This is a genomic window from Prodigiosinella aquatilis, from assembly GCA_030388725.1.
GTDB lineage: Bacteria > Pseudomonadota > Gammaproteobacteria > Enterobacterales > Enterobacteriaceae > Prodigiosinella > Prodigiosinella aquatilis.
Genome location: CP128857.1, coordinates 29,967 through 55,916, shown reverse-complemented (window position 1 = coordinate 55,916; position 25,950 = coordinate 29,967). Strand labels below are relative to the sequence as shown.

The window sequence follows — 25,950 nt, the reverse complement described above, 5'->3', positions numbered from 1 at the left end:
AGAAACGGTCTGTCATTCACGGAAAACGCAATTTTTAAGGTGTATTCGCAAAACCGGTGGCGGATGTTCACGCTCCGGTGGATAAGAGGTTAGTTGTTTTATTGGCTGGATGAAAAAAGCGAGGAAAGCCAGCAAACTTCCCAAAAAAAGGAGCGGACTCTCAAAAAAGAGTGGTTGTGTCATCAGCAGTGAATGAGCGCTCAACTGACAGGGGGAAACGGGCGCTATCTTGTCTGACTGGTCTGCAAGCGTCACCATCTCATGCGCATGGCTAAGGTACAAAGAATGCTGGTTAGCAATACGCTGCGCCATGCAGGCGAGGAGGATGATACCGGCCAGCACAAGAAAACCTTTTCCGATCTGATGACGTTTATGCATAGCGATATCTCTTACTACAGACCAGATGTATCGTAAAGGAACATAATCAAATTACAAGAAGACATAGTGTAAGGATCTGTTTTACATTTCATCCATGCGGGAATGACTGCCGGCATCAAAAACAGAGAAATAATAGATAAACGCGCAACGCCTGATTTTAAAAAAAACCGGGATTACCTGGGAAACAAACCTTTATTCAACTAGTAACAGAAAATCTATTCTTTGTTCATCATGCATGGCGTAGCGTTTCTCACCCTATGCGCACGCATCAGCATCCGAGGACAAATCATGACATTCAAGTGCAGGGCATTAGCAGGAATATTGCTGGCTTCTTTGCCTTTTGTGGCCGCACAGGCTGAGTCGTCACCATGGACATTGGAAAAAGTCGTTGAGGTCAGCCGCCATGGTGTCAGGCCGCCGACAGAGGGCAACGCCAAAGCCATTCAGGAAGGCACTGGACGTAAATGGCCCACCTGGCTGACCCCCTTTGGCGAACTGACAGGGCACGGCTACGCCGCTGCGGTACTGAAAGGTCAATACGAAGGGAATTATCTACGCCAGCATGGATTACTCAAACCAGGGTGTCCATCACCGGGAGAAGTCTTTGTCTGGTCCAGCCCATTACAGCGCACACAGGAAACCGCGCATGCGCTGATGGATGGTGTATTTCCGGGCTGTGGCGTCATGATTCATGCCACAACCAGTGAAAAACAGGACACGCTGTTTCATGCGGAAAAAGCGGGGCTGAGTGTTGATCCGGCCAAAGTACGTGCCGATCTGATGAAAACGATGGACGGCAAAACGGCGGAACAGATTCAATCCGCACTGAAACCGGAGGTTGATCGCCTGCAACAAGCGCTATGTCTGCCGGATAAGCCCTGCCCGGCATTTACTACGCCGTGGAAACTCCATGAAAATAAAAAGGGCAACATCGCGCTGCGTGGCCCCGACGTATTAGCCAATATGGCGGAAACCATTCGTCTGGCCTACAGCAACAATATGCCGCTGAGTCAGGTTGCTTTCGGCAACGTACATAACGCCGCAGATGTTGGTGCCCTGATGCCGTTACTGACCACCAATTACGATTTCACCAATGATCTGCCTTACGTGGCGCGCCGCGGCGGATCGACATTAATGAACCAGATTGCCCTGGCGCTTGAACCGGGTAAGCAAACCGGCGAACCGCCACAAGCGGCCTGGCTGCTATATGTAGCCCATGATACCAATATCGCCAAACTGCGTACCATGCTGGGATTTACCTGGAAAATGGCCAACTATCCGCGTGGTAACATTCCACCCGCTGGCAGCCTGATTTTTGAACGCTGGCGCAATAATCAGTCCGGACAGCGTTTCCTGCGCATCTATTTCCAGGCGCAGTCACTGGATCAGATTCGCTCACTGACACCACTGGATAACGCTCACCCACCGCTGCGTACCGAATTCCAGATGCCGGGTTGTCACCTGACGGACGTCGGCACGCTGTGTCCGTATCTTGCGACTATCAAGCGCATCAACGCATCTATCGATCCCACCGCGCTACTTGCTGTGCATTACACGATGTAACCGGAAACCAGCCCTTCAGACCATTGATAAACCTATGTACGGCGTCAAAACGGTGATAATAGGAGAGAAGTGTAAAGCATCCGCGCCAGTGATGGCGCGGCTTGAGCTTACAAGGAAGTACTTGCCGCGTCTTTACGCGCTCCTCATTATCGCCGCGATACACACTTTGCCATGAAGCTCCGGGCCGGTTTCTGGCCCTTTTCCCATTTCTAACACATGAACCGTGGCGCAGCGAAACGTCAATGCCTTCGGCAATCAGGTCTACTGGATGATCACCCAAAATCATGTCCACCTTAAAGTGTGGGTGCGCAGACATAAACTCATGCAAACGCGTCATGATATGCAATCGGGCAAACGTCACCAGCGCGCAAATGCGTAAACATCCGGACAACTGCGCGTCATGACGCGCGCGGTCTTCCGCCTCCCGGATCATATTGATGGCTGGCGCAATATGTTCATAGAACTGCTGTCCCGTTTCGGTTGGCGTCAGTCCGCGGGTAGAGCGCAGCAATAAGGTTGCTGCAAGCTGCCGTTCAAGCTGCATGACGACTTTAGAGATTACTGGTTGGCTAATCCCCAAACGTTTGGATGCCGCAGAGAACGCCCCGCATTCAAAGACACAAACAAACGTTTCCGGCGTACCCAAACGATCCGGTTTTCACCTTTTATCAACAAATAATTATCAACCACACAATAAATGGTTACTTTCCATTCTTCTTAAGTCTCTCTTAATGGTATGTGGCTAGCATGCAGCTATCACATTCAGAGAGATGCTCTATGACCGTTAACGCACCGTACCATTTATTCTGGGCTGACAACGCTACTCGTCAGGAAACCTGTCGTAAATTCATCCAGCATGAATATCAACGGGAGTTCAATGCGGTGATCCCTCACTTTCTGCCCTATCTGCTGGGGATGACCCAGGCGGACGGCACGCTGGTGGCTGCTTGTGGCATTAAGCCGGCCACAGAAGGGAAACTTTACCTGGAGAGCTATCTGGATGCACCAATCGAAGACGTCGCGCACCAGCAAAAAGGCATAGAGATTTACCGCAGCGGATTGGTGGAAATCGGCAATTTCGCCACCATTAATGGCAGCAGTAATGCCCGTATCATGTTTGCGGCGCTGTGCCTGGTATTAAACCAAAGCCACTTTCGGCACATCGCGTTCACCGGCACCCGAAAGTTGCGCAATATCTTTTCACGCCTGAGTCTGTCTCCGATTGAACTGATGGAGGCCAGACCAGAGCAATTGGATGATGCAACCTGCTGGGGCAGCTATTACACCCAGCATCCACAAGTCATGATGGGCGATCTGATCCAGGGTCATGAAGTGTTAAGTAAAAACAGTTTATTACTTTCACTTTTTGATTCGATTCCCTCGTTTCCCTTCAACACTCAGGAATTGAAACATGACGCTTTTTGCCGCAATTAAACACTGGGCCACGACGTCCCCTGAACGCATCGCATTAAATAACGGCGAACAGCAACTCACTTACCGCCAGTTGAATGAGAAAATTAATAATCTGGCGCAGTTATTGACGCAACAAGGCATCACCCGCCTCGCCCTGCAACTGGATAACAGCATCGAATGGGCACTGGTAGATTTAGCCTGCCTGAAGGCGGGAATTATCATCATTCCGATGCCGCTATTTTTCAGCCAGGAGCAGCAGACATGGTTGTTGGAAAACAGCGGTGCCGACGCGCTGATTGGTACGGAACGATCCGGCTGGGAAGCGACACCTATTGGTAGACTGCCCTTGTACCGATATCAACCACAGCAGGTGCCGACAGTACCGGCCGGCACCGCTAAAATCACCTACACCTCCGGCACCACGGGTCAACCCAAAGGCGTCTGTCTGAGCCTGCGTGGAATGGAACGCACCAGTCAGTCACTGGCCGAGCGTATTGACCATCTTCCGCTTCATCGCCACCTGACACTGTTACCTTTCGCCACCTTGCTGGAAAATATCACCGGGTTGTACGTTCCGCTGCTGCTAGGTGCGGAAAGTGTCATTCTTCCACTGCATCAGGTGGGGTTTACGGGTTCCAGTCAGTTCTCCATTGATGTTCTGGCGCAGGTATTGAGCCAGTGGCGCCCTCACAGTCTGGTACTGGTGCCCGAATTACTACGATTATTAACCAGCCTGGCAGGCAAAAATCGGGAATGTGTTTCCTCACTGTGTTTCGTCGCCGTAGGTGGGGGCAAAGTGGCTCCTGACCTGCTACTGCTAGCCCGTCAAAAGGGCATTCCGGTTTATGAAGGCTACGGATTATCCGAGTGTGGTTCTGTCGTTTCTCTCAATATTCCCGGTGACGATCAGCCTGGCAGCACCGGACGTCCGCTGCCTCACTGTGAAATCTCGTTCTCCGCGCAACATGAAATTCAGGTAAAAGGCGCGTCCATGCTGGGTTATCTCGGCGGTGATACCGTGCCGGAGAGCATTGCCACTGGTGATCTCGGCCGGCTGGATGACGCTGGTTTTCTGCATGTTGACGGACGTCTGAAAAATGTACAGATCAATGCATTCGGGCGCAATTTTTCACCGGAATGGATCGAGACTGAAGCCATGCTGTATTCCGCCATTTCCCATTTGGTGGTATTCGGTGATGGCCTGCCCGTCAATGTGGCGCTGGTACATCCTGTCCCCGGCAAAGAAAAAGATCTCTCAACCCAAATCGATACACTAAATGAAAAACTGCCGGATTATGCTCGTATCCACCATTTTATTGTCACCAACTTATCCAACTCTGCTTTGATGACCAGTAATGGCCGCCTGCGTCGTGCTGCTATTTATTTACGGTTTCAGGAGCAAATTCAACGTGCTATTCAGGAGTAAGACATGGGTTTCTATCAACAATTACAAACCAGTACGGCTTCATCGCAGCAGAAAATGATGTCCGCCCCGGTCATTGAAGCGTGTCGTTACGGCAATATCACCCGTGAAATGTATATCGCTTTCCTGACCCAGGCTTATCACCACGTCAGTCATACCGTACCGCTGTTGATGGCGGCAGGTAGCCGATTGCCCATGAGTTATGAATGGGTGCTCAGCGCCATCGCTGAATATATTGACGAAGAGTACGGCCATCAGGAGTGGATCCTGGATGATATCCAGGCCTGTGGCGGGGATGCGCAAGCGGTACGTCACGGTCATCCTCATCTCTCGATTGAATTAATGCTTTCTTTTCTTTATGACCGCATCAATCGCGGTAACCCGATGAGTATTTTCGGCATGATACACGTTCTGGAAGGAACCAGCGTCAATATCGCCACCAGCGTCGCCGAACAACTGGAGCAAGGTCTGAAATTACCGGCCAGCGCCATGAGCTACCTGCGTTCTCACGGTTCACTGGATCAGGAACATCTGAAGTTTTTCGCCTCGCTAATGGATAAGGTCAGCGAGCCACATGATCAGGAAGCCATCGTTCATTCCGCGCATGTTGTTTATCAACTGTATGGTGACATGTTGCGCAGCCTGACGGAGCGCTAACTTATGGATCTCAAAGACAAACGCATCATGCTGACCGGCGCCAGCGGTGGTATCGGTCAGGCATTGGCTCATGCGCTGGCCGCCAAAGGGGCGAAGCTTTATCTGGTTGGTCGCCATGAACAAGCACTGCTGACCCTGCAAAGCCAGTTACCGGAACCCAATCACCATAATATTCTGCTGGCGGACCTCTGTGACGAACAGGATCGTAACGCACTGGCGGAGTGTTTCCCCGCCCCCACGCGGCTGGATATATTAATTAACAATGCTGGTACATCCACCTTCAGCCTGTTTGAACATCAACGGCATGAAGACATCCAGCACCAAATCGCCCTGAATGTGGAAGGGCCGATGCTACTGACCCAATCCATGCTCAATAGCATGAGCTCGCCGGGTATTATCATGAATATTGGTTCAGCGATGGGTGGCATCGGTTACCCCGGCTACAGCGTCTATTGCGCAACCAAATTCGCTTTGCACGGCTTTAGCGAAGCGCTCCACCGTGAGCTCTCGCCACAGGGAATCAACGTGCTGTACCTGGCCCCTCGGGCTACAGACACCCCACTAAACTCCCCCGCCGTTAACGCCATGAATAAAGAACTGGGCAACAAAAGCGATCGTCCTGAATGGGTCGCGGCACAGATTGTCACTGCACTGGAAAAAGAGACAGTACGGCGCTGGCTTGGTTGGCCGGAAAAGTTTTTCGTCAAGCTGAACGCACTACTGCCATCACTGGTGGATGGCGCCATTATTCGTCAACTTCCGATCATTCGCCGTTACGCTCGCGGCAAGCATAAATAGAGAGAATGTATTGCATGAAAAAATTATTTATCTCCGCCTGTCTGCTGGTGCCAGGTCTGGCCCATGCGAGTGGTTCACTGCTGAACATTCAGAAACAGTGGGCGATATGCGAGTATAGAACCCTCAGTTCCCAGCAAGACAATTGCTTTTCCACACTGGGCTCAGAAGTGCAAGGTCTGGTGAGTAGCCAGCCAACAAATGCCAAATATCTGATCTGGTCTGCGATTGTAGACAGCAGTTGGGCTGGTACCAAAGGCGGTTTAGGTGCGCTGAGTTTGGTCAAAAAAGCCAAGGGTACTCTGGAAAAAGCAATCGCCCTTGATCCCAACGCATTGGAAGGTTCAGCTTATACCAGTCTGGGGGTCTTGTATTATCGAGTACCGGGTTGGCCGATTGGCTTCGGTGATGACAAAAAAGCGGAGCAATATCTGCAAACCGCGCTGAAAATGAACCCGAGTGGTATTGATCCCAACTATTTCTATGGTGATTACTTGCTCAAACAGGGAAATAAAAAAGAAGCGAAACAGTACCTTAGTATTGCACTGGCAGCGGCTCCCCGTGCAGGAAGAGAAATTGCCGATCAAGGGCGTAAAGACGATATTCAGAAAGATTTGGCGCTGCTTAAAAAATAGCGATGATACATCAGGGCATCGGCCACTCATGGCTGGTGCCCAGCTGAAAGAGAATGCAGCCAGTCCCCATCCATGCACTCCTCCTCGGCAGATTCCACAGCTTTGATTTCGATATCGGTCTGAGGGGTCGTTATACGGGCCATCGTGGTTATACGGCGTGGTATAACTAAATCTTCCAGCTGTAAACCGGTGATACCGATAGATAACAGGCAATAAAAAACCCGCTAATCCAAGCAGGATGCGGGTTTCTTTGTACTTTCCGGCGATATCCGTCTATTCCAGATGCCTGCCGAAAGTCGATTTGGTCGGTGAGAGAGGATTCGAACCTCCGACCCCTTCGTCCCGAACGAAGTGCGCTACCAGGCTGCGCCACTCACCGAATGCGGGGCGCATCTTACTGCTACCTCTGAAAGGCGTCAATCCCTTTTTAGCGAAAGCCACAACACAGCAGTAAAGTGCCTGAATCACCGATAATCAGCGCTATCAGCATGCTATTCCAGTGATTTTCATCAACGTGTTGGTTTCTCTTATCCTGCTTGGCTCTATTATTGCCACCGCCAGCTAATGTATCGACATCTGTGGGATCTGGTTCGAGGATATCTCTCACCAAGAATCACATCTTCATATACTGAGCATGACGCTTAAATGATCAGCACTGCCTCATGAGGCATGGTTTTAGCGCACTCGCTGTTTTTTGGGTCAATTCCTTTGTAAAAATGTCATTTTATACCCTGTTGTATGAGCCAGTTAATGAACCGCACAATTTCAGGATGATACAAAAACTCCCGAATCCTTTGCGCTCTTTTCACACCAATCCCTTGAAATTGCTGCCACTCTTCTGTTGTCCGACGTTGTAGCTGCTGCCATGAGCGTTCATCCAATGCCTTCAAGGCAGCCCGGGGGACAGGGATCCCTAACGCCTGTAACCACAGTTGTAGTGGCTGTTGTCGGGTCAATTGGAACCGCTGGTAAATCCTGGCTGCCTGTTTCTCACCAACGCCAGCAAAGCTGCCAATCTGTTGCTGACTCAATGTCAACCATGACAGAATATCCGGCAGTTTCCCCTGTTGCATGAAACGCCGCCACATACCGTTACTTACCCCTTTAATGTTCAAGCCGAAGTTCCCGCTTAACCAGACAAGGCGAGACAGGAACTGCGATTGACAGACAAGACTCCACTGAAAACAGCTAAAATCATTGAACAGTGATTGTTCTGGAGCCTCAACAGGCTGACGTACCGAACTCCGCCAAACGACCTTGTCCAACCGGGGAATACCTTGTCCCGCCAAACTGATACTCACTTGATCGCCCGGTAATACATCCCATTGTTGCCAGCGGGATACCGAACCCACGTTCACACGGCTGACAGATTTATCATCCAGGTGTAGTGGCTCAAGATTCAGCACGACCGTTATTTTCCCGGTGCGGCCAATCTCGAAATCGACACCATTTACATTCGTAACTTGGCTGACCAACGGATATTTCCAGGCAATTGCCCAGTCAGCAGGGGTATTCTGCCAGTAACGGCCTTGTGGTTCTTTCTCCTGACGGATTACGACACCATCGGTGACAAAAGGCAGCGGTGCCCGATACCAGTTATCACGCCATGTTTCCGCCTCGGACAACATTGATATTGCATGGGTATATTCTGCTGTCAGGCCGAAGCCCATCTGCCGTAGTTGCATAAGACGTTGCGGCATGGCATCAGGCCCATCAGGCCATTCCCAAATAAAAATCCCTATTTGCGATAACACTGCGGAAGTCTGTTTGCGACGCATTTCACCGGCCACAATCGAGCGGGCATTAATACCACCGGCTTGGGATTGTCGGTGTTCCTTCACCTGAAGGTACAATTCTCCCTGTAGCACCAGCGACTTCTGGGTATCCCCTACCTGCTGTGGAACCGAAGGCATTTGCCGCACTTTCTCCGTCCAATCTTCCCCTTTAAGCCCATTACCCCGACTAACGGCAGAGACCAGCCTTCCCTGGGCATAAACCAATGTCACCGCTACACCGTCTATCTTGGGCTGAATCCATAAATTATCGTGCTGCGCTATCCACTGTCGAAGCTCATTAACCTCCGTGAGTTTTTTCAAACCCGTATGAGCAACCGGATGTGACTTTTTACCATCATTCGGCAGGTGAACAGGAAAAGGTACGGCTTGTGGTTGAAAACAGCCTTGCCACACCGTCAGTTTTTTTCGCAGTTGATCATAAATCTCATCGTCCACCAGACTTTGGCCCGATTCATAGTAGGCTTTATCCCAGTGCGCTAGTTGCTGCTCCAGTATCTCAATTTCATGGTTGGCTTGCGTTGACCCCCAATCAGGACACGACATTGAAGCCATGGCAGACAGACTGAACAAACCGGTCAGCAAGGTAGTAACCATCCAATATCCATATTTCATCTTTCCCTCTCCCAGGCTGGATAACCGATGGCAGTAAAACGCAATCTGTAAAAAGGAACGAGCGGACCATAAGTAAAATGCAAAAGGGTTCGCAAAGTAGACAACGGATTTATGAAACAGAAAAAAAGATTGGGAAAAAGTACGCAGCAAACCAAGACAAGGCTTGGTGGCTGGGGTTTCTGGTGACAGAAGCTACAGACATACAGCAGGAATGGTTACATAACGCGACTGACGGCAGCACGATGTGTATAATACGATTAAGAGTCTTTCCATCAGACACTGGCACAACTACCACTGCTATTTGGAAATAGAGGCGATACAGTCGTTTTGCTGCATCGATTATCTCAACCACCGTAACCGTAATAGAAACATTCACTATGGTCCAAGGCACGTTATATATTGTTTCCGCACCCAGTGGGGCCGGGAAATCCAGTTTGATCCAGGCATTATTAAAAACACAGCCGCTGTATGACACACAGGTATCGATTTCGCATACGACCCGGGCGAAACGGCCAGGTGAGAATAACGGTGAACATTATTTCTTCGTTTCGACCGATGAGTTCAAACGGATGATCGAGAATAATGATTTTCTGGAGTACGCTGAAGTTTTCGGCAACTATTACGGTACATCTCGCATTACTATTGAACAAATTCTGTCAACCGGCGTCGATATTTTTCTCGATATAGACTGGCAAGGTGCACAGCAAATCCGCACCAGGATGCCGATGGCCCGTAGCATCTTTATTCTTCCTCCGTCCAAAGAAGAATTGGAACGCCGCTTACGTGGCCGCGGTCAAGACAGCGAAGACGTCATTGCCCGCCGCATGGCTCAAGCGGTTGCGGAAATGAACCATTACGCCGAATACGATTATTTAATTGTGAATGATGATTTCAATCTGGCCCTGATGGATTTGAAGACCATTATTCGCGCCGAACGCTTGCATTTGAGTCGGCAGAAAGTACGGCATGGCGCTTTAATCACCAAACTATTGGCAGACTGACGACACTTTCAGTATGATGCCCAGTCATTTTATTTCCTGTGGAGTAGCACATTATGGCACGCGTAACTGTTCAAGACGCTGTAGAGAAAATTGGTAACCGTTTTGACCTGGTGTTGGTCGCTGCTCGTCGCGCCCGTCAGCTTCAGATCGGTGGCAAAGATCCGCTGGTACCAGAAGAAAACGACAAATACACGGTTATCTCACTGCGCGAAATCGAAGAAGGATTGATCACCGCTCAGATTCTGGATACCCGTGAACGTCAGGAACAGCAAGAGCATGAGGCCGCAGAAATTCAGGCGGTTACCGCAATTGCTGAAGGTCGTCGTTAATTACAGAACGAGTCGCCCTTGTATCTGTTTGAAAGCCTTAATCTGCTGATTCAGCGTTATCTGCCACAAGAGCAGATAAAACGTCTCCAGCAGGCTTATCTTGTTGCTCGTGATGCTCACGAGGGACAGACTCGCTCCAGCGGTGAGCCCTACATCACCCACCCTGTCGCGGTTGCTTGTATTCTTGCTGAGATGCGTCTCGATTACGAAACATTGATGGCAGCGCTGTTGCACGATGTAATTGAAGACACCCCCGCCACTTATCAGGACATGGAACAGCTCTTTGGCAAGAGTGTTGCTGAACTGGTGGAGGGCGTCTCCAAGCTCGACAAGCTGAAATTCCGCGACAAGAAAGAAGCTCAGGCAGAAAACTTCCGCAAAATGATCATGGCGATGGTGCAGGATATCCGCGTCATTTTGATCAAACTGGCTGACCGAACCCACAATATGCGCACGCTGGGCGCCCTACGTCCCGACAAACGTCGCCGTATTGCCCGTGAAACGCTGGAAATCTATAGCCCACTGGCCCACCGCCTCGGTATTCACCACCTGAAAATCGAACTGGAAGAGCTGGGATTCGAAGCGCTTTATCCTAATCGTTACCGCGTGATTAAAGAGGTCGTCAAGGCCGCCCGTGGTAACCGTAAGGAGATGATCCAGAAAATTCTTGCTGAGATTGAAGGACGCCTGACAGAAGCGGGTATCACCTGCCGCGTCAGTGGGCGGGAAAAACACCTTTATTCTATCTACTGCAAGATGCATCTGAAAGAACAGCGCTTCCATTCAATTATGGATATTTACGCCTTTCGGGTAATCGTAAAAGAAGTCGATACCTGTTATCGCGTATTGGGTCAGGTGCATAGCCTATACAAACCCCGACCTGGCCGGGTGAAAGACTATATTGCCATTCCCAAAGCCAACGGCTATCAGTCACTACATACATCATTGATCGGGCCGCATGGCGTCCCCGTCGAGGTACAAATCCGCACCGAGGATATGGACCAGATGGCAGAAATGGGTGTCGCAGCACACTGGGCCTATAAAGAAGGTGAAAGCAGCAGTACCACGGCACAGGTTCGCGCCCAACGTTGGATGCAGAGCCTGCTGGAACTACAGCAAAGCGCAGGTAGCTCGTTTGAATTTATTGAAAGTGTGAAATCCGATTTATTTCCAGATGAAATTTACGTATTCACACCCGAAGGCCGTATTGTTGAATTACCCGCAGGTGCTACTCCGGTAGATTTCGCTTATGTCGTGCATACCGATATCGGTCATGCCTGCGTGGGTGCCCGAGTCGATCGTCAACCCTACCCGTTGTCACAGGCACTGGCCAGCGGGCAAACCGTCGAAATCATTACCGCTCCAGGCGCGAGACCAAATGCGGCCTGGCTGAATTTTGTCGTCAGTTCCAAAGCACGGGCTAAAATCCGTCAGATGCTCAAAAACCTTAAGCGTGATGATTCAGTCAGTCTGGGGCGTCGTCTGCTAAGTCACGCGTTAGGCAATGGGCGCAAGCTTTCCGATGTTCCGGAAACGAATATCCAGCGTGAACTGGAAAGAATGAAGTTGCCTTCACTTGACGATCTGCTGGCAGAGATCGGACTGGGTAACGCCATGAGTGTCGTAGTGGCGAAGAACCTGTTGGAAGAGCATTCGGAACTGAACGATGCTGGGATCCGCAAACTGCCAATTAAGGGTGCGGATGGTGTACTGGTGACGTTCGCCAAGTGCTGTCGTCCGATTCCGGGGGATCCGATCATTGCTCATGTCAGCCCAGGAAAAGGATTGGTCATTCACCATGAATCCTGCCGTAATATTCGTGGTTATCAGAAAGAACCCGAGAAATTTATGGCCGTAGAATGGGACAAAGTGACCGAGCAGGAATTCATGACGGAAATCAAGGTGGACATGTTCAACCATCAGGGTGCGCTGGCCAACCTGACAGCAGCTATCAACGCCGAAAATTCCAACATCCAGAGTATTAATACAGAAGAACGAGATGGCCGGGTATATAGCGCCTTTATCCGTCTCACAGCGCGCGACCGTATTCATCTTGCGAACATCATGCGTAAAATCCGCGTGATGCCTGATGTAATTAAAGTTAACCGTAACCGAAATTAACCTGTTATGACCTCAGAACGTTATGCGCGCATCCGAGAAATGTCCAACCACCACCAGCCTGATCTGATGGTATATATGGAGCCGGTGCATAGACCACATAATGTTTCAGCCTTTATCCGTGTCGCTGATGCTGTTGGCGTACACCTAATGCATACGGCATGGCCGACCAACCGCATTTCTGCCAAAACAATAGACTTTCGTTATGTCGATTACACCTGCCCAACGTGCATCTTGTTAAGCCAGAGAAAGACCAGCATATCTTCCGCACGGGCTGAAAAAGAGCAACAACGACTGTTATTTGAAGGCGATTATCCGGCTTTAGCCTGCGTGGCGAAACGCAAAGGATTTCCTCGACCATATATTGGCCATCACGGTCAGGTCATTGCCGACTCGCCTTGGTCAGCCATGCAATCGACGAGGCAATGATGCACGGCCGCCTGCTGAACGCCCAACCGCTGAGCACCCTTGCCGGCGTAGGAGCAACCCAGGCAGCGAAACTTGCCCGTATCGGCCTGGAAACAGTAGAAGATCTGTTACTTCACTTACCGTTACGCTATGAAGACCACACTCATCTTTATCTCATCAATGACCTGCTGCCGGGTATTTATGCCACAGTAGAGGGTGAAATATTACGTTGTGATGTGACTTTTGGTCGCCGCCGAATGCTGACCTGCCAGATCAGCGATGGCAGTGGCATGCTGACATTGCGTTTTTTCAATTTCAATGCGGCAATGAAAAATAGCCTGTCACCAGGACAACGGGTGCTGGCTTATGGTGAAATTCGACGCGGTAAACTGGGTGCCGAAATCATTCACCCCGAATACCGGGTTCAGGGTGATAACACACCGGTAGAATTGCAGGAAACCTTGACGCCGGTGTATCCCACCACCGACGGTATTCGTCAGGCCACGCTGCGCAAACTGACAGACCAGGCACTCTCACTGCTGGATACCAACCCGATTGATGAGCTACTGCCGCAGGAGCTCAGTCACACGCTTATCGGCTTACCCGACGCACTGCGCATATTGCACCGACCACCGCCAGACATGCAATTAAGCGAACTGGAGCAAGGCAAGCATCCGGCTCAGCAGCGATTAATAATGGAAGAACTGCTGGCCCACAATCTGAGTATGCTGGCGGTACGCGCAGGTGCGCAACGCCACCAGGCATTACCACTACCGCCCGATAACAGCCTCAAGCTGCGTCTGTTAGCCGCCTTGCCATTCACACCCACTCAGGCACAGGAACGGGTGGTGGCAGAAATAGAAAACGATATGAGCCGGCCATTCCCGATGATGAGACTGGTTCAGGGGGACGTTGGTTCTGGCAAAACCCTGGTCGCGGCCCTCGCAGCGCTAAGAGCGATTACCCACGGTAAGCAGGTGGCGCTGATGGCCCCGACCGAACTTCTGGCAGAACAGCATGCCAATAATTTCCGCCACTGGTTTGCACCATTGGGTATTGAGGTAGGTTGGCTGGCGGGTAAACAGAAAGGCAAAGCCCGGCAAAACCAACAGGATGCCATTGCCAGCGGTCAGGTTTCCATGGTGGTGGGAACGCACGCGATCTTCCAGCAACAGGTGCAGTTTAACGGACTGGCACTGGTAATTATTGATGAACAGCACCGTTTCGGCGTGCATCAGCGGCTGGCATTGTGGGAGAAAGGTGAAGAGCAAGGATTCCATCCTCATCAACTCATCATGACCGCTACACCCATTCCGCGCACGCTGGCAATGACAGCTTACGCTGATCTGGATACGTCGATCATTGATGAGCTACCTCCCGGCCGGACACCAGTGACCACCGTGGCAATTCCTGATTCCCGACGCAGTGACATTGTTCGACGAGTTGAACATGCCTGCCAGCAGGAAGGTCGCCAGGCCTATTGGGTTTGTACGTTGATTGAAGAATCCGAACTGCTGGAAGCACAAGCAGCAGAAGCCACCTGCCAGGGGCTACGGGAAGCGCTTCCTGGACTGACTATCGGACTCGTGCATGGCCGAATGAAGGCACAGGAAAAACAGGATGTCATGGCGGGTTTTAAGCAAGGCAACATCCAACTGTTGGTGGCCACGACAGTAATCGAAGTAGGGGTCGATGTTCCCAATGCCAGCCTGATGATTATCGAAAACCCGGAACGACTGGGACTGGCACAGCTTCATCAGTTGCGGGGACGTGTAGGTCGTGGGGCCATCGCGTCTCATTGCGTCCTGCTTTATAAATCACCGCTGAGCAAAACAGCCCAAAAGCGCTTACAGGTACTACGCGACAGCAACGATGGTTTTGTGATTGCACAACGGGATTTGGAAATCCGTGGCCCTGGCGAGCTGCTAGGTACCCGGCAAACCGGTAACACCGAATTCAAAGTAGCTGATTTACTGCGCGACCAGGCATTGATCCCTCAGGTACAACGGACTGCACGACATATCCACGAAAACTATCCAGAACACGCCAAAGCGCTAGTCGAACGCTGGCTGCCAGAACGAACGCGTTATACCAACGCGTAAACACGTTCTCGTTAACGGCCATCGCTATCCCTATTAATTATAATGAAATTGTTGACGCCCTTCCTTTCAAGATAGAAACACCGTTCCGCAAACGATTGCTTTTGTGAAGCAGATCATTAAAATGCGCTTTTTGTCGTTCAGGAGTGCCAGCCGCCATGAGTACCACCACCACCGAGCATCTTCAGGCAGAATCAACCGCCGCAACCCAGCACAGTGAACTGATTTACCGTCTGGATGACCGGCCTCCTTTGCCGCAAACCTTATTTGCTGCCTGCCAGCATCTGCTGGCGATGTTTGTAGCCGTGATTACACCTGCATTGCTGATTTGTCAGGCACTTGGTTTACCCGCACAGGATACCCAGCACATTATCAGTATGTCGTTGTTCGCTTCCGGTCTGGCCTCCATTTTACAAATCAAAACCTGGGGACCGGTAGGTTCTGGCCTGCTATCAATCCAGGGCACCAGCTTTAACTTTGTTACCCCGCTGATTATGGGGGGAATGGCGCTGAAAAATGGCGGAGCGGATGTGCCCACCATGATGGCAGCCCTGTTCGGCACACTGATGGTGGCATCTTGCACCGAAATTCTGCTTTCCCGCGTACTGCATCTGGCACGCCGCATCATTACCCCGTTGGTTTCCGGTATTGTAGTAATGATTATCGGTCTGTCTCTGATTCAGGTCGGCCTGACGTCCATCGGGGGTGGCTTTGCCGCCATGAGCAATCACACATTTGGTGCTCCCAAAAATCTGTTACTGGCGGCCATTGTGCTACTAGTAATCATTCTGCTTAATCGCCAGCGCAACCCATATCTGCGTGTTGCATCGCTGGTTATTGCGATGGCTGTAGGCTATATCGTGGCCTGGCTGATGGGGATGTTGCCTGCCGCCGCACCCGCTGGCCAGAGCACACTCATTATGGTGCCAACGCCACTCTATTACGGCCTGGGTTTCGACTGGAACCTGTTGATTCCACTGATGCTGATATTCATGGTGACATCACTGGAAACCATCGGCGATATTACCGCCACCTCCGACGTATCAGAACAACCGGTAAGCGGCCCGCTGTATATGAAGCGTCTGAAAGGCGGCGTATTAGCCAATGGACTGAACTCCATGCTTTCCGCCGTATTCAACACCTTTCCCAACTCCTGTTTCGGGCAAAATAACGGGGTTATCCAGCTCACCGGTGTCGCCAGTCGCTATGTCGGTTTTGTTGTTGCACTGATGTTGATCGTCTTGGGACTGTTTCCGGCGGTGAGCGGCTTTGTGCAGCATATTCCAGAGCCAGTACTTGGCGGAGCAACCATTGTCATGTTTGGTACTATCGCCGCTTCTGGGGTACGCATTGTCTCTCGTGAACCACTGAACCGTCGCGCCATTATGATTATTGCACTGTCGCTGGCAGTCGGTCTCGGCGTATCTCAGCAACCATTGATTTTACAATTTGCACCAGACTGGCTGAAAACCCTACTCTCTTCGGGTATCGCCGCTGGGGGAATCACCGCCATCGCGCTGAATCTGGTGTTCCCGCACGAGAAAGAATAAGCGCCAGCTTCCAGAAATTTTTCATCTAACATTATAATAGGGGTCGATGATGCAACATCGGCCCCTATTTATTGTCTGTAAGATGATTATCTATTGAGCCTACCGGGTAATTACGGCATAAAGCATATATATACCTGACGACTGGCATGGACTTACGCAATGAAATTTATCGGGAAATTATTTCTCACTCTGCTGTTATTGGCCTTGTTGTTACTGGTGGTGTTTTACGTATTAATGCAAACCGCATGGGGAGCAAACTGGGTCACCAAGTGGGTGAATCAGCACACCGAGTACCAATTATCATTAGGCAAAATCGATCATAATTGGTCTTCTCCCAGCCATATTCTGTTGCAGGATGTGATTTTTGGTCATAAAAATCAGCCAGCTACAATAGTCGCAAAACAGATCTCCATCGGACTAAGCATCCGCCAGATTACTGACCCCAGTCACATTACCAGCCTGCAACTGAAAGGCGGAACCCTCAATCTGGATCAGACCAACATCACACTACCAATCGATGCCGATACGCTGCAACTAACCGATATGGCACTACATGCGCAGGATAGCAACTGGCAATTGAATGGACAGCAGATAAACGGCGGTATTATGCCGTGGAAACCGGAAGCCGGTTACTTGCTGGGTAAAAAAGCCAACTTTCAGCTCAGTGCCCGCTCTTTGATACTGAACAACATTCCGGCCAGTCAGGTACTGGTGCAGGGAGAAATCAATGGCAATCAGTTGGCACTGAACAACTTTGGTGCGAATGTCGCCCGAGGTGAACTCACTGGCAACGCTATTCGTACCGAAGATGGCAGCTGGCAGATCAACAATTTGCGACTTAGCAATGTGCGTTTGCAAACTAACCAGACACTGACTGATTTCTGGCAGCCCCTGACTCAACTTCCAGCACTGACAGTTAACCGTTTTGATCTCATTGGCGCCCGTATGGAAGGGAAAAACTGGGCCTTTAACGATTTGGATGTCACCTTGCAGAATGTAACATTCAAACAGAACGACTGGCAGAGTGAGGACGGTTCGCTGTCGTTCAACGCCACTGACATCATCAATGGCCAAATGCATTTGGTCGACCCCATTGTCAGCCTGGATCTATCCCCTCAAGGGCTGGCAATCAAGCAATTTTCTACTCGCTGGGAAGGTGGGCTATTACGTACTGACGGCACCTGGCAACGTAGTAACCACCGGTTGGATTTAAATGAATTTATTGTAGCGGGTATGGAATATACCTTGCCTGGCGATTGGCGCCAGCGCTGGCAGCAGGCATTACCTTCCTGGTTGTCGGAAGTGTTTATTAAAAAGTTTTCAGCCAACCGTAACTTACTAATTGATATCAACCCGGATTTCCCATTTCAGCTTACCGCACTGGATGGCTTTGGTAACAACCTGCTGCTGGCGCGCGATCATCAATTGGGAATATGGGGTGGCTCACTGAACCTTAACGCCAGTGATGCCACATTCAACAAGATAGATGTCCGCCACCCGTCGTTGGTACTGAATGCCAATAATAACCAAATCACACTCACTGATTTGAGCGCGTTTACCCAGACCGGACTGCTGGAAGCCAAAGGTATTATCAATCAGCAACCGACCCGGAATTTTACGCTGGAGTTAAATGGCAAGGCCGTTAATTTTGGCATTCTCTCCCATTGGGGATGGACAACACCGCCTGCGCTACCGGCAGGTAATAGCAATTTTCAGTTGCACCTGACGGGCAAACTGGACGCCAGCATGCCATTGAAACCTACACTAAATGGCATGTTACAAGGAATGGATGGAAAAGGACTTCCGATTCGACAGGAAATGCATCAAGGTACAGTTTTAGAAAACACACCGACAGAACAAAACAATAACCAACAATAAAGCTATCACCAATAGAGTGACGCTGGGTTGGTTGATTTTCACTGCCAAGTGGATTCCGGTAATCGTGGGGGGGATTCACTTGGTTATAACACATTGATTAAATTTATTTTATTGTGAAAATAATCATCGGGTAGTTAAAGGTTGAGCATTTACTTTAACGAATGGCTGAGCCCCCTTCCTCCAGCGGCTCATCCGGCATCGCGGGTAACACGATGTAAACCCCTTGGAACAAAGCACCTTTGTTCTCGTTTCCAAATAGTTCAACATCCAGCTGTACTCGTGCCTTGCGCCCTCTGGCCAGTCGATCCAAATTGCCACTCAGTGAACCCAGATCAGCAACAGCACTTGGCCTGCCAGTTACCGGGGTACTATAACGGATATGCGCGTCTGCCAAAATAATGGTCCCCCCCAATTGTCTCTCACGTAGTAACAGCCAGATCAATCCCCACCCTGTCAGGGTTGCCAGTGAAAACATACTGCCAGCAAATAGTGTTTGATGCGGATTCTGATTACCAACCTCCGGCATGGTGGTAATAAATTTCTGCCCGGTATACTGACTGATGCGCACACCCATTTTTTCACTTAACGGAATATGTTCATACCAGGCCTGCTGCAACTGACCACACCAATCGGGACGGTGCAAAATATCATCCAGCGTCTCCACCGGTTTAATCATCAGAAAGTGGCGCACTGGTGTAGTCAATGGTGTCGTAATTTCGCCCTGATTGATGAATCCCAGTTTGGCAAAAAAATCCACAGCATCTTCACGAGCGCTACACACGACACGCTTAACCCCTTCCTGACGCGCCACCGACTCCAGCGCCATTGCCATCAACGTCCCCAGACCTTTACGGCGTACCCCTGGATGAACAGCCAGAAAACGGATGGAAGCCTCATTGTCAGCATTAATAGACAGTCGTCCCACCGCTACCAGTTGCCCTTGCTCATCAACAATCGTCTGATGATGCGCTAGCGCGTCATAAGCATCACGCTCAGAGCCCAGTGGCTGATGCAACGGTTTACGCAGCATTTCCCAGCGAAATTGATAGTAGGCATCAAGATTTTCGGCGCTTTCAGGCACTCTCAGGTGATACATAAACACAGCCTCGCTAAACAAAGAATTTCTATATCTGGCCTAAACCTGTAACCAGAAGGTTACTGGTCCATCATTCACCAGCGCGACTTTCATATCTGCAGCAAAACGTCCAGTTTCGGTAGCAATACCACGCCCACGGCATTGCCCGATAAAATACTGATACAGGCGGTTCGCCTCATCCGGCGATGCCCCACGGGAGAAACTGGGGCGCATCCCCTTTTGTGTATCCGCTGCCAACGTAAATTGAGAAACTACCAGCAAACTACCGCCAGCCTGTTGAACATTCAGGTTCATCTTGTCATTTTTATCGCTGAAAATGCGATAACCAGCAACTCGCTCACAAAGTCGGGCCGCCTTTTTTTCATCATCCCCTTGTTCAACAGCCAGTAACACCAACAATCCCGAATCAATTTCACCAACCACCGATTCATCAACCGTAACACTGGCACCAGATACCCGCTGAATTAACGCGATCATAGAAACGTTGCAACTCCTGTTTAAAACACCTGAACGGCAGCGCATACCTCCGCGCAGGCAGCAGAATCAACAATATGAGTTATTTACTAAAAACGTTATGTTTTTGGGCAAAAAAATAGGGGATTACCTTTCGGTCACTCACCAGTATCGACTGAATGCCAAGTTCAGAAGCCGCCGCCACATTAGCAATATTATCATCAAAGAAAATGGCATTATCCGCCGTGACAGCTTCCTGGCGCAGTACATGGTGGTATATATCCGCTTCTGGTTTGCGAAATCCGATTTCCTGAGAAAGGTACAGATGATCTACGGCTTGCTGTATTTGCGGATATTGAGTTGGCCAGAAATCACAATGTAAGCGGTTGGTATTGGAAAGGATGACCACCCGGTGCCCTTCCTGACGCAAACGCTGCATAATCTCCAATACTTCAGCTCGCAGAGAAACAAATATCGCTTGCCACCCCGTCGAGAACTGCTCAAAGCTAAGGCTCATACCCATTTCATGACACAAGCGGGATGCGAATTCCTCATCACTGATCTCGCCACGCTCATGCTGCTCAAAGGTGTCCCCCATAACGAAACGTTCGCGTAACATTGCCAGCGGTACGTTACCAAGATGGCTCCACTCACCGAAAACCCGATTAAAATCAATATCGATGATGACGTTGCCCAAATCAAATATATACAGCATGTTTCCTCCCGATTTAACCATAGATTCTCACTGTAATGGGAAAAATCAGAACTGAACAGCATAGATGATCAGGATAATAATGAGATTGAAAATGGTGCAACATGCAGAGAACTAACCTAATAAAGAAAAAAGGCCCCGAAATGGGGCCTTCTGGCGAAGCAAAATAAGATGATTAATCTTCTTTTGTGGTGCGATTAGCGCGACGGCGATCGTTTTCCGTCAAATGACGTTTGCGAAGACGGATGGAGTGCGGAGTCACTTCCACCAGTTCGTCATCATCAATAAATTCAAGCGCCTGCTCCAGAGACATTTTAATCGCCGGTACCAGTGTCGTGGCTTCATCAGTACCGGAAGCACGCATGTTGGTCAGCTTCTTACCCGTCAGACAGTTCACTGTCAGGTCGTTAGAGCGGGTGTGAATACCGATAATCTGGCCTTCATACACTTCAGCACCATGGCCCAGGAACAATTTACCGCGATCCTGCAAGCTGTACAGCGCATAAGCAACGGCTTTACCCTGTCCATTGGAGATCAATACGCCATTCTGACGCTGGCCAATTTCCCCCGGACGCACATCATCATAATGGCTAAAGGTGGAATACAGTAGACCCGTACCCGACGTCATGGTCATAAAGTCGGTACGGAAACCGATCAATCCACGGCTTGGAATCACGTAGTCCAGACGCACACGGCCTTTACCATCAGGGATCATGTCTCGCATGTCACCTTTACGTATACCCATGGCTTCCATCACGGAGCCCTGATTCTGCTCTTCGATGTCCAACGTCACTTGCTCAAATGGTTCCTGACGACGACCATCAATAGTACGGAAGATAACTTTCGGACGGGATACCGCCAGTTCAAAACCTTCGCGACGCATATTTTCAATCAATACAGACAGATGCAGTTCACCACGGCCTGAAACACGGAATGCATCTGGATCTTCTGTTTCTTCCACGCGCAGTGCTACGTTATGCACCAGCTCTTTGCGAAGACGGTCCAGAATCTGACGTGAAGTCACAAACTTACCTTCTTTACCGCAGAACGGTGAAGTATTGACGCAGAAGAACATGGTTACTGTCGGTTCGTCTACCGTTAACGGTGGCAACGCTTCAACAGTAGAAGTATCGCAGATGGTGTCGGAAATATTCAATTCACCCAGGCCGGTAACCGCCACAATGTCGCCCGCTTCTGCCAGCTTACTTTCAATACGTAGCAGGCCCATATGACCAAGTACCTGGCCCACTTTACCGTTACGTACTTTGCCCTGGCTGTCGACAATACTGACCTGCTGGTTTGGTTTCACCACACCACGCGAGATACGACCGATACCGATAACACCAACATAGTTGTTGTAATCTAACTGGGATATCTGCATCTGGAACGGGCCGTTGAGGTCGACTTTGGGTGCTTCAACGTATTTTACGATGGCCTCAAACAGCGGAGTCATGTCGTCCGCCATATCATTATGATCCAGACCCGAAACACCGTTCAGTGCGGATGTATAAACAATCGGGAAATCCAGTTGCTCATCAGTCGCGCCAAGGTTAACAAACAGGTCAAAAACCTGATCGACAACCCAATCTGGACGCGCGCCCGGGCGGTCAACTTTGTTGATCACCACAATGGGTTTCAGGCCATAGGCAAAAGCTTTCTGAGTCACGAAACGCGTCTGCGGCATCGGGCCGTCCATCGCGTCCACCAGCAGCAGAACCGAGTCAACCATGGACATCACGCGCTCAACTTCACCGCCGAAATCGGCGTGACCTGGCGTATCCACAATATTAATACGGTAGTTATTCCAGTTGATGGCGGTATTTTTAGCGAGGATAGTAATTCCGCGCTCTTTTTCCAAATCATTGGAGTCCATGACACGTTCGGTAGGATCATTACGATCATCACCCAACGTACCGGACTGTTGCAGCAACTTATCGACCAGGGTGGTTTTCCCATGGTCAACGTGCGCAATAATAGCGATGTTACGCAAATTTTCGATCACAGCTTTGCCTCAGGCATTTTAGAAATAGCGCGCTATTGTACACGTATTAATCGAGGGACTAAACAGGATCACAAACATCTACCCTAAACAACCTGCCGTTGCCGGGTTTGTGATCACTTTCACGGTGCAATTACGCTACAAACGAGTTGTAACGCACCAAAATAGAGCATTGAGTTTAAAATAAAGCTCCATTTTGGTGCATTACACTATAATAGTGCAAAGGGGTATGACACAAAAAGCCAGCAGGAATGCCCTTTAGCACGAATTAAAAAAGTTGGCACACTTTTAGCTTTAGTTTACTCACGGTAACAACATCATTCCACAACGATATTCGTTCCACGACGATAAATGACACAATCGGGAGAACCAAGTATGTCTGCAGAAAATGTTTTGACGATGCTGAATGAACATGAAGTGAAGTTTGTTGATCTTCGCTTCACTGATACCAAAGGTAAGGAACAGCACGTCACTATTCCAGCACATCAAGTCAATGCTGACTTTTTTGAAGACGGCAAAATGTTTGATGGTTCTTCGATTGGTGGCTGGAAAGGTATCAACGAATCAGACATGGTATTAATGCCCGATCCGACGACTGCAGTTCTGGATCCTTTCTTCGAAGAAACCACACTGAACATCCGTTGCGACATTCTGGAACCAGCCACAATGCAGGGCTACGATCGTGACCCGCGTTCTATCTCTAAACGCGCCGAAGATTTCCTGCGCTCTTCTGGTATCGCGGATACCGTACTGTTCGGGCCTGAGCCGGAATTTTTCCTGTTTGACGATGTCCGTTTCGGCAGCAGCATTTCTGGTTCACACGTATCTATCGATGACATCGAAGCGGCGTGGAATAGCAGCAAACAATATGAAGGTGGCAACAAAGGCCATCGTCCGTCAGTAAAAGGTGGTTACTTCCCGGTTCCACCAGTAGATTCATCACAGGATCTCCGTTCGACCATGTGTCTGACTATGGAACAGATGGGCCTGGTTGTTGAAGCTCATCACCATGAAGTAGCGACTGCCGGACAGAACGAAATAGCCACCCGCTTCAATAGTATGACCAAAAAAGCTGACGAAATTCAGATTTACAAATATGTCGTACATAACGTAGCTCACGTGTTTGGTAAAACGGCAACCTTCATGCCAAAACCAATGTTCGGTGACAACGGCTCGGGTATGCATTGCCATATGTCTCTGTCCAAAGACGGTGCCAACCTGTTCTCTGGTGATAAATACGGCGGTCTGTCTGAAACAGCGTTGTACTACATCGGTGGTATCATTAAACACGCGAAAGCCATTAATGCCTTGACCAACCCAACAACCAACTCTTACAAGCGTCTGGTCCCAGGGTATGAAGCACCAGTCATGCTGGCCTACTCAGCCCGTAACCGCTCTGCTTCGATTCGTATTCCAGTCGTTTCCAGCCCGAAAGCACGCCGTATTGAGGTCCGTTTCCCGGATCCTGCTGCCAACCCGTATCTGGCCTTCGCAGCTCTGCTGATGGCTGGCCTGGACGGTATCATCAACAAAATCCATCCTGGTGATGCCATGGATAAGAATCTGTATGATTTACCGGCAGAAGAAGCGAAAGAAATCCCAACTGTAGCGGGTTCACTGGAAGAAGCACTAAATGCGCTGAATGCTGACCGTGAGTTCCTGACCCGGGGTGGCGTGTTCACTGAAGACTCAATTGATGCTTACATTGAATTGCGTAAATCAGAGGATGACCGTGTTCGTATGACACCACATCCGGTCGAATTCGAACTGTACTACAGCGTTTAATAATCACGCGTCGACGGCAGGAGAGATACGATGATGTTTAAACTGCCGTCACACAAAAGTTTTATGTTTTGTTTTTGTTGCCGTGGAAACTTTTCAGCCCATCTTCGGATGGGTTTTTTTCTCCACCGGCGTCATATTGTCGCCACATAATATCTATCATTCAGAACATAATGCACTGACATAGTGCGGGAGTCTGCGTTATGGCAACAGGCACGCTGCCCGATGCTGGGCAGATCCTCAATTCTTTGATTAACAGCATATTACTGCTGGATAAAGATCTGGCAATTCACTACTCCAACCCAGCGGCACAGCAACTTTTAGCACAAAGTTCCCGAAAGCTGTCAGGGACACCGCTGCCGGAGCTACTGGGCTATTTCTCGCTGAATCTCGACCTGATGCGCGAAAGCCTCGACTCAGGACAGGGCTTTACCGATAACGAAGTTACCATTGTGGTAGATGGTAAGGCTCATATCATGTCGCTCACGGCCCAACGGATACAGAACAATTTCATCCTGTTGGAAATGGCGCCAATGGATAACCAACGTCGTCTAAGCCAGGAGCAACTACAACACGCCCAGCAACAAGCAGCTCGTGATCTGGTGAGAGGCCTGGCACATGAGATCAAAAACCCGCTTGGTGGGTTACGCGGGGCAGCACAGTTACTTTCCAAAGCACTGCCAGATCCTGAGTTAAGGGAATATACCAAAGTCATCATTGAGCAAGCAGATCGTCTGCGTAATCTGGTAGACCGGTTATTAGGGCCACAACAACCAGGCTTGCACGTTACGCAGAGCATTCATCAGGTTGCCGAACGCGTATTCCAACTGGTATCTCTGGAAAAAACAGACAATGTTACGCTGGTCAGGGATTACGACCCCAGCCTGCCAGAACTGACACACGACCCGGATCAGATTGAGCAGGTATTACTTAACATTACCCGCAATGCACTACAGGCTCTGGGGGAAGAAGGCGGCACCATCACTATCCGTACCCGGACTGCGTTTCAATTGACGCTACATGGTGTGCGTTATCGTCTGGTAGCCCGTATTGATATTGAAGATGATGGCCCAGGTGTTCCGGCTCAACTACAGGATACGTTGTTCTATCCTATGGTTAGTGGGCGGGAAGGAGGAACCGGCCTGGGATTGTCGATAGCCCGGAATCTTATCGATCAACATTCCGGTAAAATTGAATTCAACAGTTGGCCAGGTCATACCGAGTTTTCGGTTTATCTGCCCATTCGCCAGTGA

The 25,950-nt window shown here is 49.9% G+C and carries 23 protein-coding genes and 1 tRNA gene; 15 read left to right on the top strand and 9 right to left on the bottom strand.

Features of this window, described 5'->3' with window-relative positions; genetic code table 11:
• Positions 1–12: 12 nt before the first annotated feature.
• A complete protein-coding gene (locus PCO85_00250) occupies positions 13–378 on the bottom strand; it encodes a copper resistance protein (protein ID WJV53964.1) in 366 nt (121 codons plus the stop codon).
• Positions 379–666: 288 nt separating this feature from the next.
• Here PCO85_00250 and PCO85_00245 point away from each other — a divergent pair, with 288 nt between their 5' ends.
• Entirely contained in the window at positions 667–1,941 is a 1,275-nt protein-coding gene (locus PCO85_00245; GenBank protein ID WJV53963.1) for a histidine-type phosphatase, read from the top strand.
• On the opposite strand, the gene PCO85_00240 is transcribed toward PCO85_00245, so the two are convergent.
• Complete coding sequence (locus PCO85_00240; GenBank protein ID WJV53962.1) at positions 1,898–2,587, bottom strand: LysR family transcriptional regulator; 690 nt, start codon at positions 2,585–2,587, stop codon at positions 1,898–1,900. The two genes, PCO85_00245 and PCO85_00240, sit on opposite strands and share 44 nt — an antisense overlap.
• A gap of 131 nt (positions 2,588–2,718) precedes the next feature.
• Between PCO85_00240 and PCO85_00235 the strand changes: the two genes are divergently transcribed.
• Genes PCO85_00235 through PCO85_00215 form a run of 5 tightly spaced genes read left to right on the top strand, consistent with a single transcriptional unit; the run spans position 2,719 to position 6,864 of the window.
• Positions 2,719–3,375, top strand: coding sequence for a thermostable hemolysin (locus PCO85_00235; protein WJV53961.1), 657 nt, complete (start codon positions 2,719–2,721; stop codon positions 3,373–3,375).
• Entirely contained in the window at positions 3,353–4,780 is a 1,428-nt protein-coding gene (locus PCO85_00230; GenBank protein ID WJV53960.1) for an AMP-binding protein, read from the top strand. Before PCO85_00235 ends, PCO85_00230 begins: the two co-directional genes overlap by 23 nt.
• 3 nt (positions 4,781–4,783) lie before the next feature.
• On the top strand, positions 4,784–5,434 hold the full coding sequence (locus PCO85_00225) for an iron-containing redox enzyme family protein (GenBank protein ID WJV53959.1): 651 nt from the start codon (positions 4,784–4,786) through the stop codon (positions 5,432–5,434).
• 3 nt (positions 5,435–5,437) lie between these two features.
• Positions 5,438–6,232, top strand: a complete 795-nt coding sequence (locus PCO85_00220; GenBank protein WJV53958.1) for an SDR family oxidoreductase — start codon at positions 5,438–5,440, stop codon at positions 6,230–6,232.
• 14 nt (positions 6,233–6,246) lie between these two features.
• A complete protein-coding gene (locus PCO85_00215) occupies positions 6,247–6,864 on the top strand; it encodes a hypothetical protein (GenBank protein WJV53957.1) in 618 nt (205 codons plus the stop codon).
• Positions 6,865–7,166: 302 nt separating this feature from the next.
• Here the strand turns inward: PCO85_00215 and PCO85_00210 are convergent.
• The 3 genes from PCO85_00210 to ligB form a co-directional block, all read right to left on the bottom strand.
• Positions 7,167–7,243: transfer RNA gene (locus PCO85_00210), tRNA-Pro, on the bottom strand.
• Positions 7,244–7,291: 48 nt separating this feature from the next.
• Positions 7,292–7,471 carry a hypothetical protein gene (locus PCO85_00205; GenBank protein WJV53956.1) on the bottom strand — a complete coding sequence of 60 codons (180 nt, stop codon included), beginning with the start codon at positions 7,469–7,471 and terminating at the stop codon, positions 7,292–7,294.
• Between the two features lie 112 nt (positions 7,472–7,583).
• Positions 7,584–9,254 (bottom strand): NAD-dependent DNA ligase LigB, encoded by a 1,671-nt coding sequence (ligB, locus tag PCO85_00200; protein WJV55947.1) that lies wholly within the window; start codon positions 9,252–9,254, stop codon positions 7,584–7,586.
• A gap of 395 nt (positions 9,255–9,649) precedes the next feature.
• Here ligB and gmk point away from each other — a divergent pair, with 395 nt between their 5' ends.
• The 7 genes from gmk to PCO85_00165 all read left to right on the top strand — a co-directional run bounded on the left by gmk (position 9,650) and on the right by PCO85_00165 (position 18,655).
• The gene (gene gmk, locus PCO85_00195) at positions 9,650–10,273 is read left to right on the top strand and encodes a guanylate kinase (GenBank protein ID WJV53955.1); all 624 of its coding nucleotides are present in this window, start codon (positions 9,650–9,652) and stop codon (positions 10,271–10,273) included.
• 53 nt (positions 10,274–10,326) lie between these two features.
• Positions 10,327–10,602, top strand: coding sequence for a DNA-directed RNA polymerase subunit omega (rpoZ, locus tag PCO85_00190; protein ID WJV53954.1), 276 nt, complete (start codon positions 10,327–10,329; stop codon positions 10,600–10,602).
• 18 nt (positions 10,603–10,620) lie between these two features.
• Complete coding sequence (gene spoT / locus PCO85_00185; protein ID WJV53953.1) at positions 10,621–12,723, top strand: bifunctional GTP diphosphokinase/guanosine-3',5'-bis pyrophosphate 3'-pyrophosphohydrolase; 2,103 nt, start codon at positions 10,621–10,623, stop codon at positions 12,721–12,723.
• Positions 12,724–12,729: 6 nt separating this feature from the next.
• Entirely contained in the window at positions 12,730–13,149 is a 420-nt protein-coding gene (locus PCO85_00180) for a hypothetical protein (GenBank protein ID WJV53952.1), read from the top strand.
• Complete coding sequence (gene recG / locus PCO85_00175) at positions 13,149–15,230, top strand: ATP-dependent DNA helicase RecG (GenBank protein WJV55946.1); 2,082 nt, start codon at positions 13,149–13,151, stop codon at positions 15,228–15,230. Before PCO85_00180 ends, recG begins: the two co-directional genes overlap by 1 nt.
• A gap of 155 nt (positions 15,231–15,385) precedes the next feature.
• The gene (locus PCO85_00170) at positions 15,386–16,777 is read left to right on the top strand and encodes a uracil-xanthine permease family protein (protein ID WJV53951.1); all 1,392 of its coding nucleotides are present in this window, start codon (positions 15,386–15,388) and stop codon (positions 16,775–16,777) included.
• A 159-nt stretch (positions 16,778–16,936) separates the two neighbouring features.
• Positions 16,937–18,655 (top strand): AsmA family protein, encoded by a 1,719-nt coding sequence (locus PCO85_00165; GenBank protein WJV53950.1) that lies wholly within the window; start codon positions 16,937–16,939, stop codon positions 18,653–18,655.
• A gap of 154 nt (positions 18,656–18,809) precedes the next feature.
• Here the strand turns inward: PCO85_00165 and fabY are convergent, their stop codons facing one another.
• From fabY to typA, 4 genes are all read right to left on the bottom strand, one after another.
• Positions 18,810–19,751 carry a fatty acid biosynthesis protein FabY gene (gene fabY / locus PCO85_00160; protein WJV53949.1) on the bottom strand — a complete coding sequence of 314 codons (942 nt, stop codon included), beginning with the start codon at positions 19,749–19,751 and terminating at the stop codon, positions 18,810–18,812.
• 39 nt (positions 19,752–19,790) lie between these two features.
• Entirely contained in the window at positions 19,791–20,228 is a 438-nt protein-coding gene (dtd, locus tag PCO85_00155; GenBank protein ID WJV53948.1) for a D-aminoacyl-tRNA deacylase, read from the bottom strand.
• A 79-nt stretch (positions 20,229–20,307) separates the two neighbouring features.
• Positions 20,308–20,919, bottom strand: a complete 612-nt coding sequence (gene yihX, locus PCO85_00150) for a glucose-1-phosphatase (protein ID WJV53947.1) — start codon at positions 20,917–20,919, stop codon at positions 20,308–20,310.
• Positions 20,920–21,091: 172 nt separating this feature from the next.
• The gene (typA, locus tag PCO85_00145) at positions 21,092–22,918 is read right to left on the bottom strand and encodes a ribosome-dependent GTPase TypA (GenBank protein WJV53946.1); all 1,827 of its coding nucleotides are present in this window, start codon (positions 22,916–22,918) and stop codon (positions 21,092–21,094) included.
• Between the two features lie 372 nt (positions 22,919–23,290).
• On the opposite strand from typA, the gene glnA reads away from it, so the two are divergent.
• Both glnA and glnL read left to right on the top strand, forming a co-directional pair.
• On the top strand, positions 23,291–24,700 hold the full coding sequence (glnA, locus tag PCO85_00140) for a glutamate--ammonia ligase (GenBank protein ID WJV53945.1): 1,410 nt from the start codon (positions 23,291–23,293) through the stop codon (positions 24,698–24,700).
• A gap of 200 nt (positions 24,701–24,900) precedes the next feature.
• Complete coding sequence (gene glnL, locus PCO85_00135) at positions 24,901–25,950, top strand: nitrogen regulation protein NR(II) (protein WJV53944.1); 1,050 nt, start codon at positions 24,901–24,903, stop codon at positions 25,948–25,950.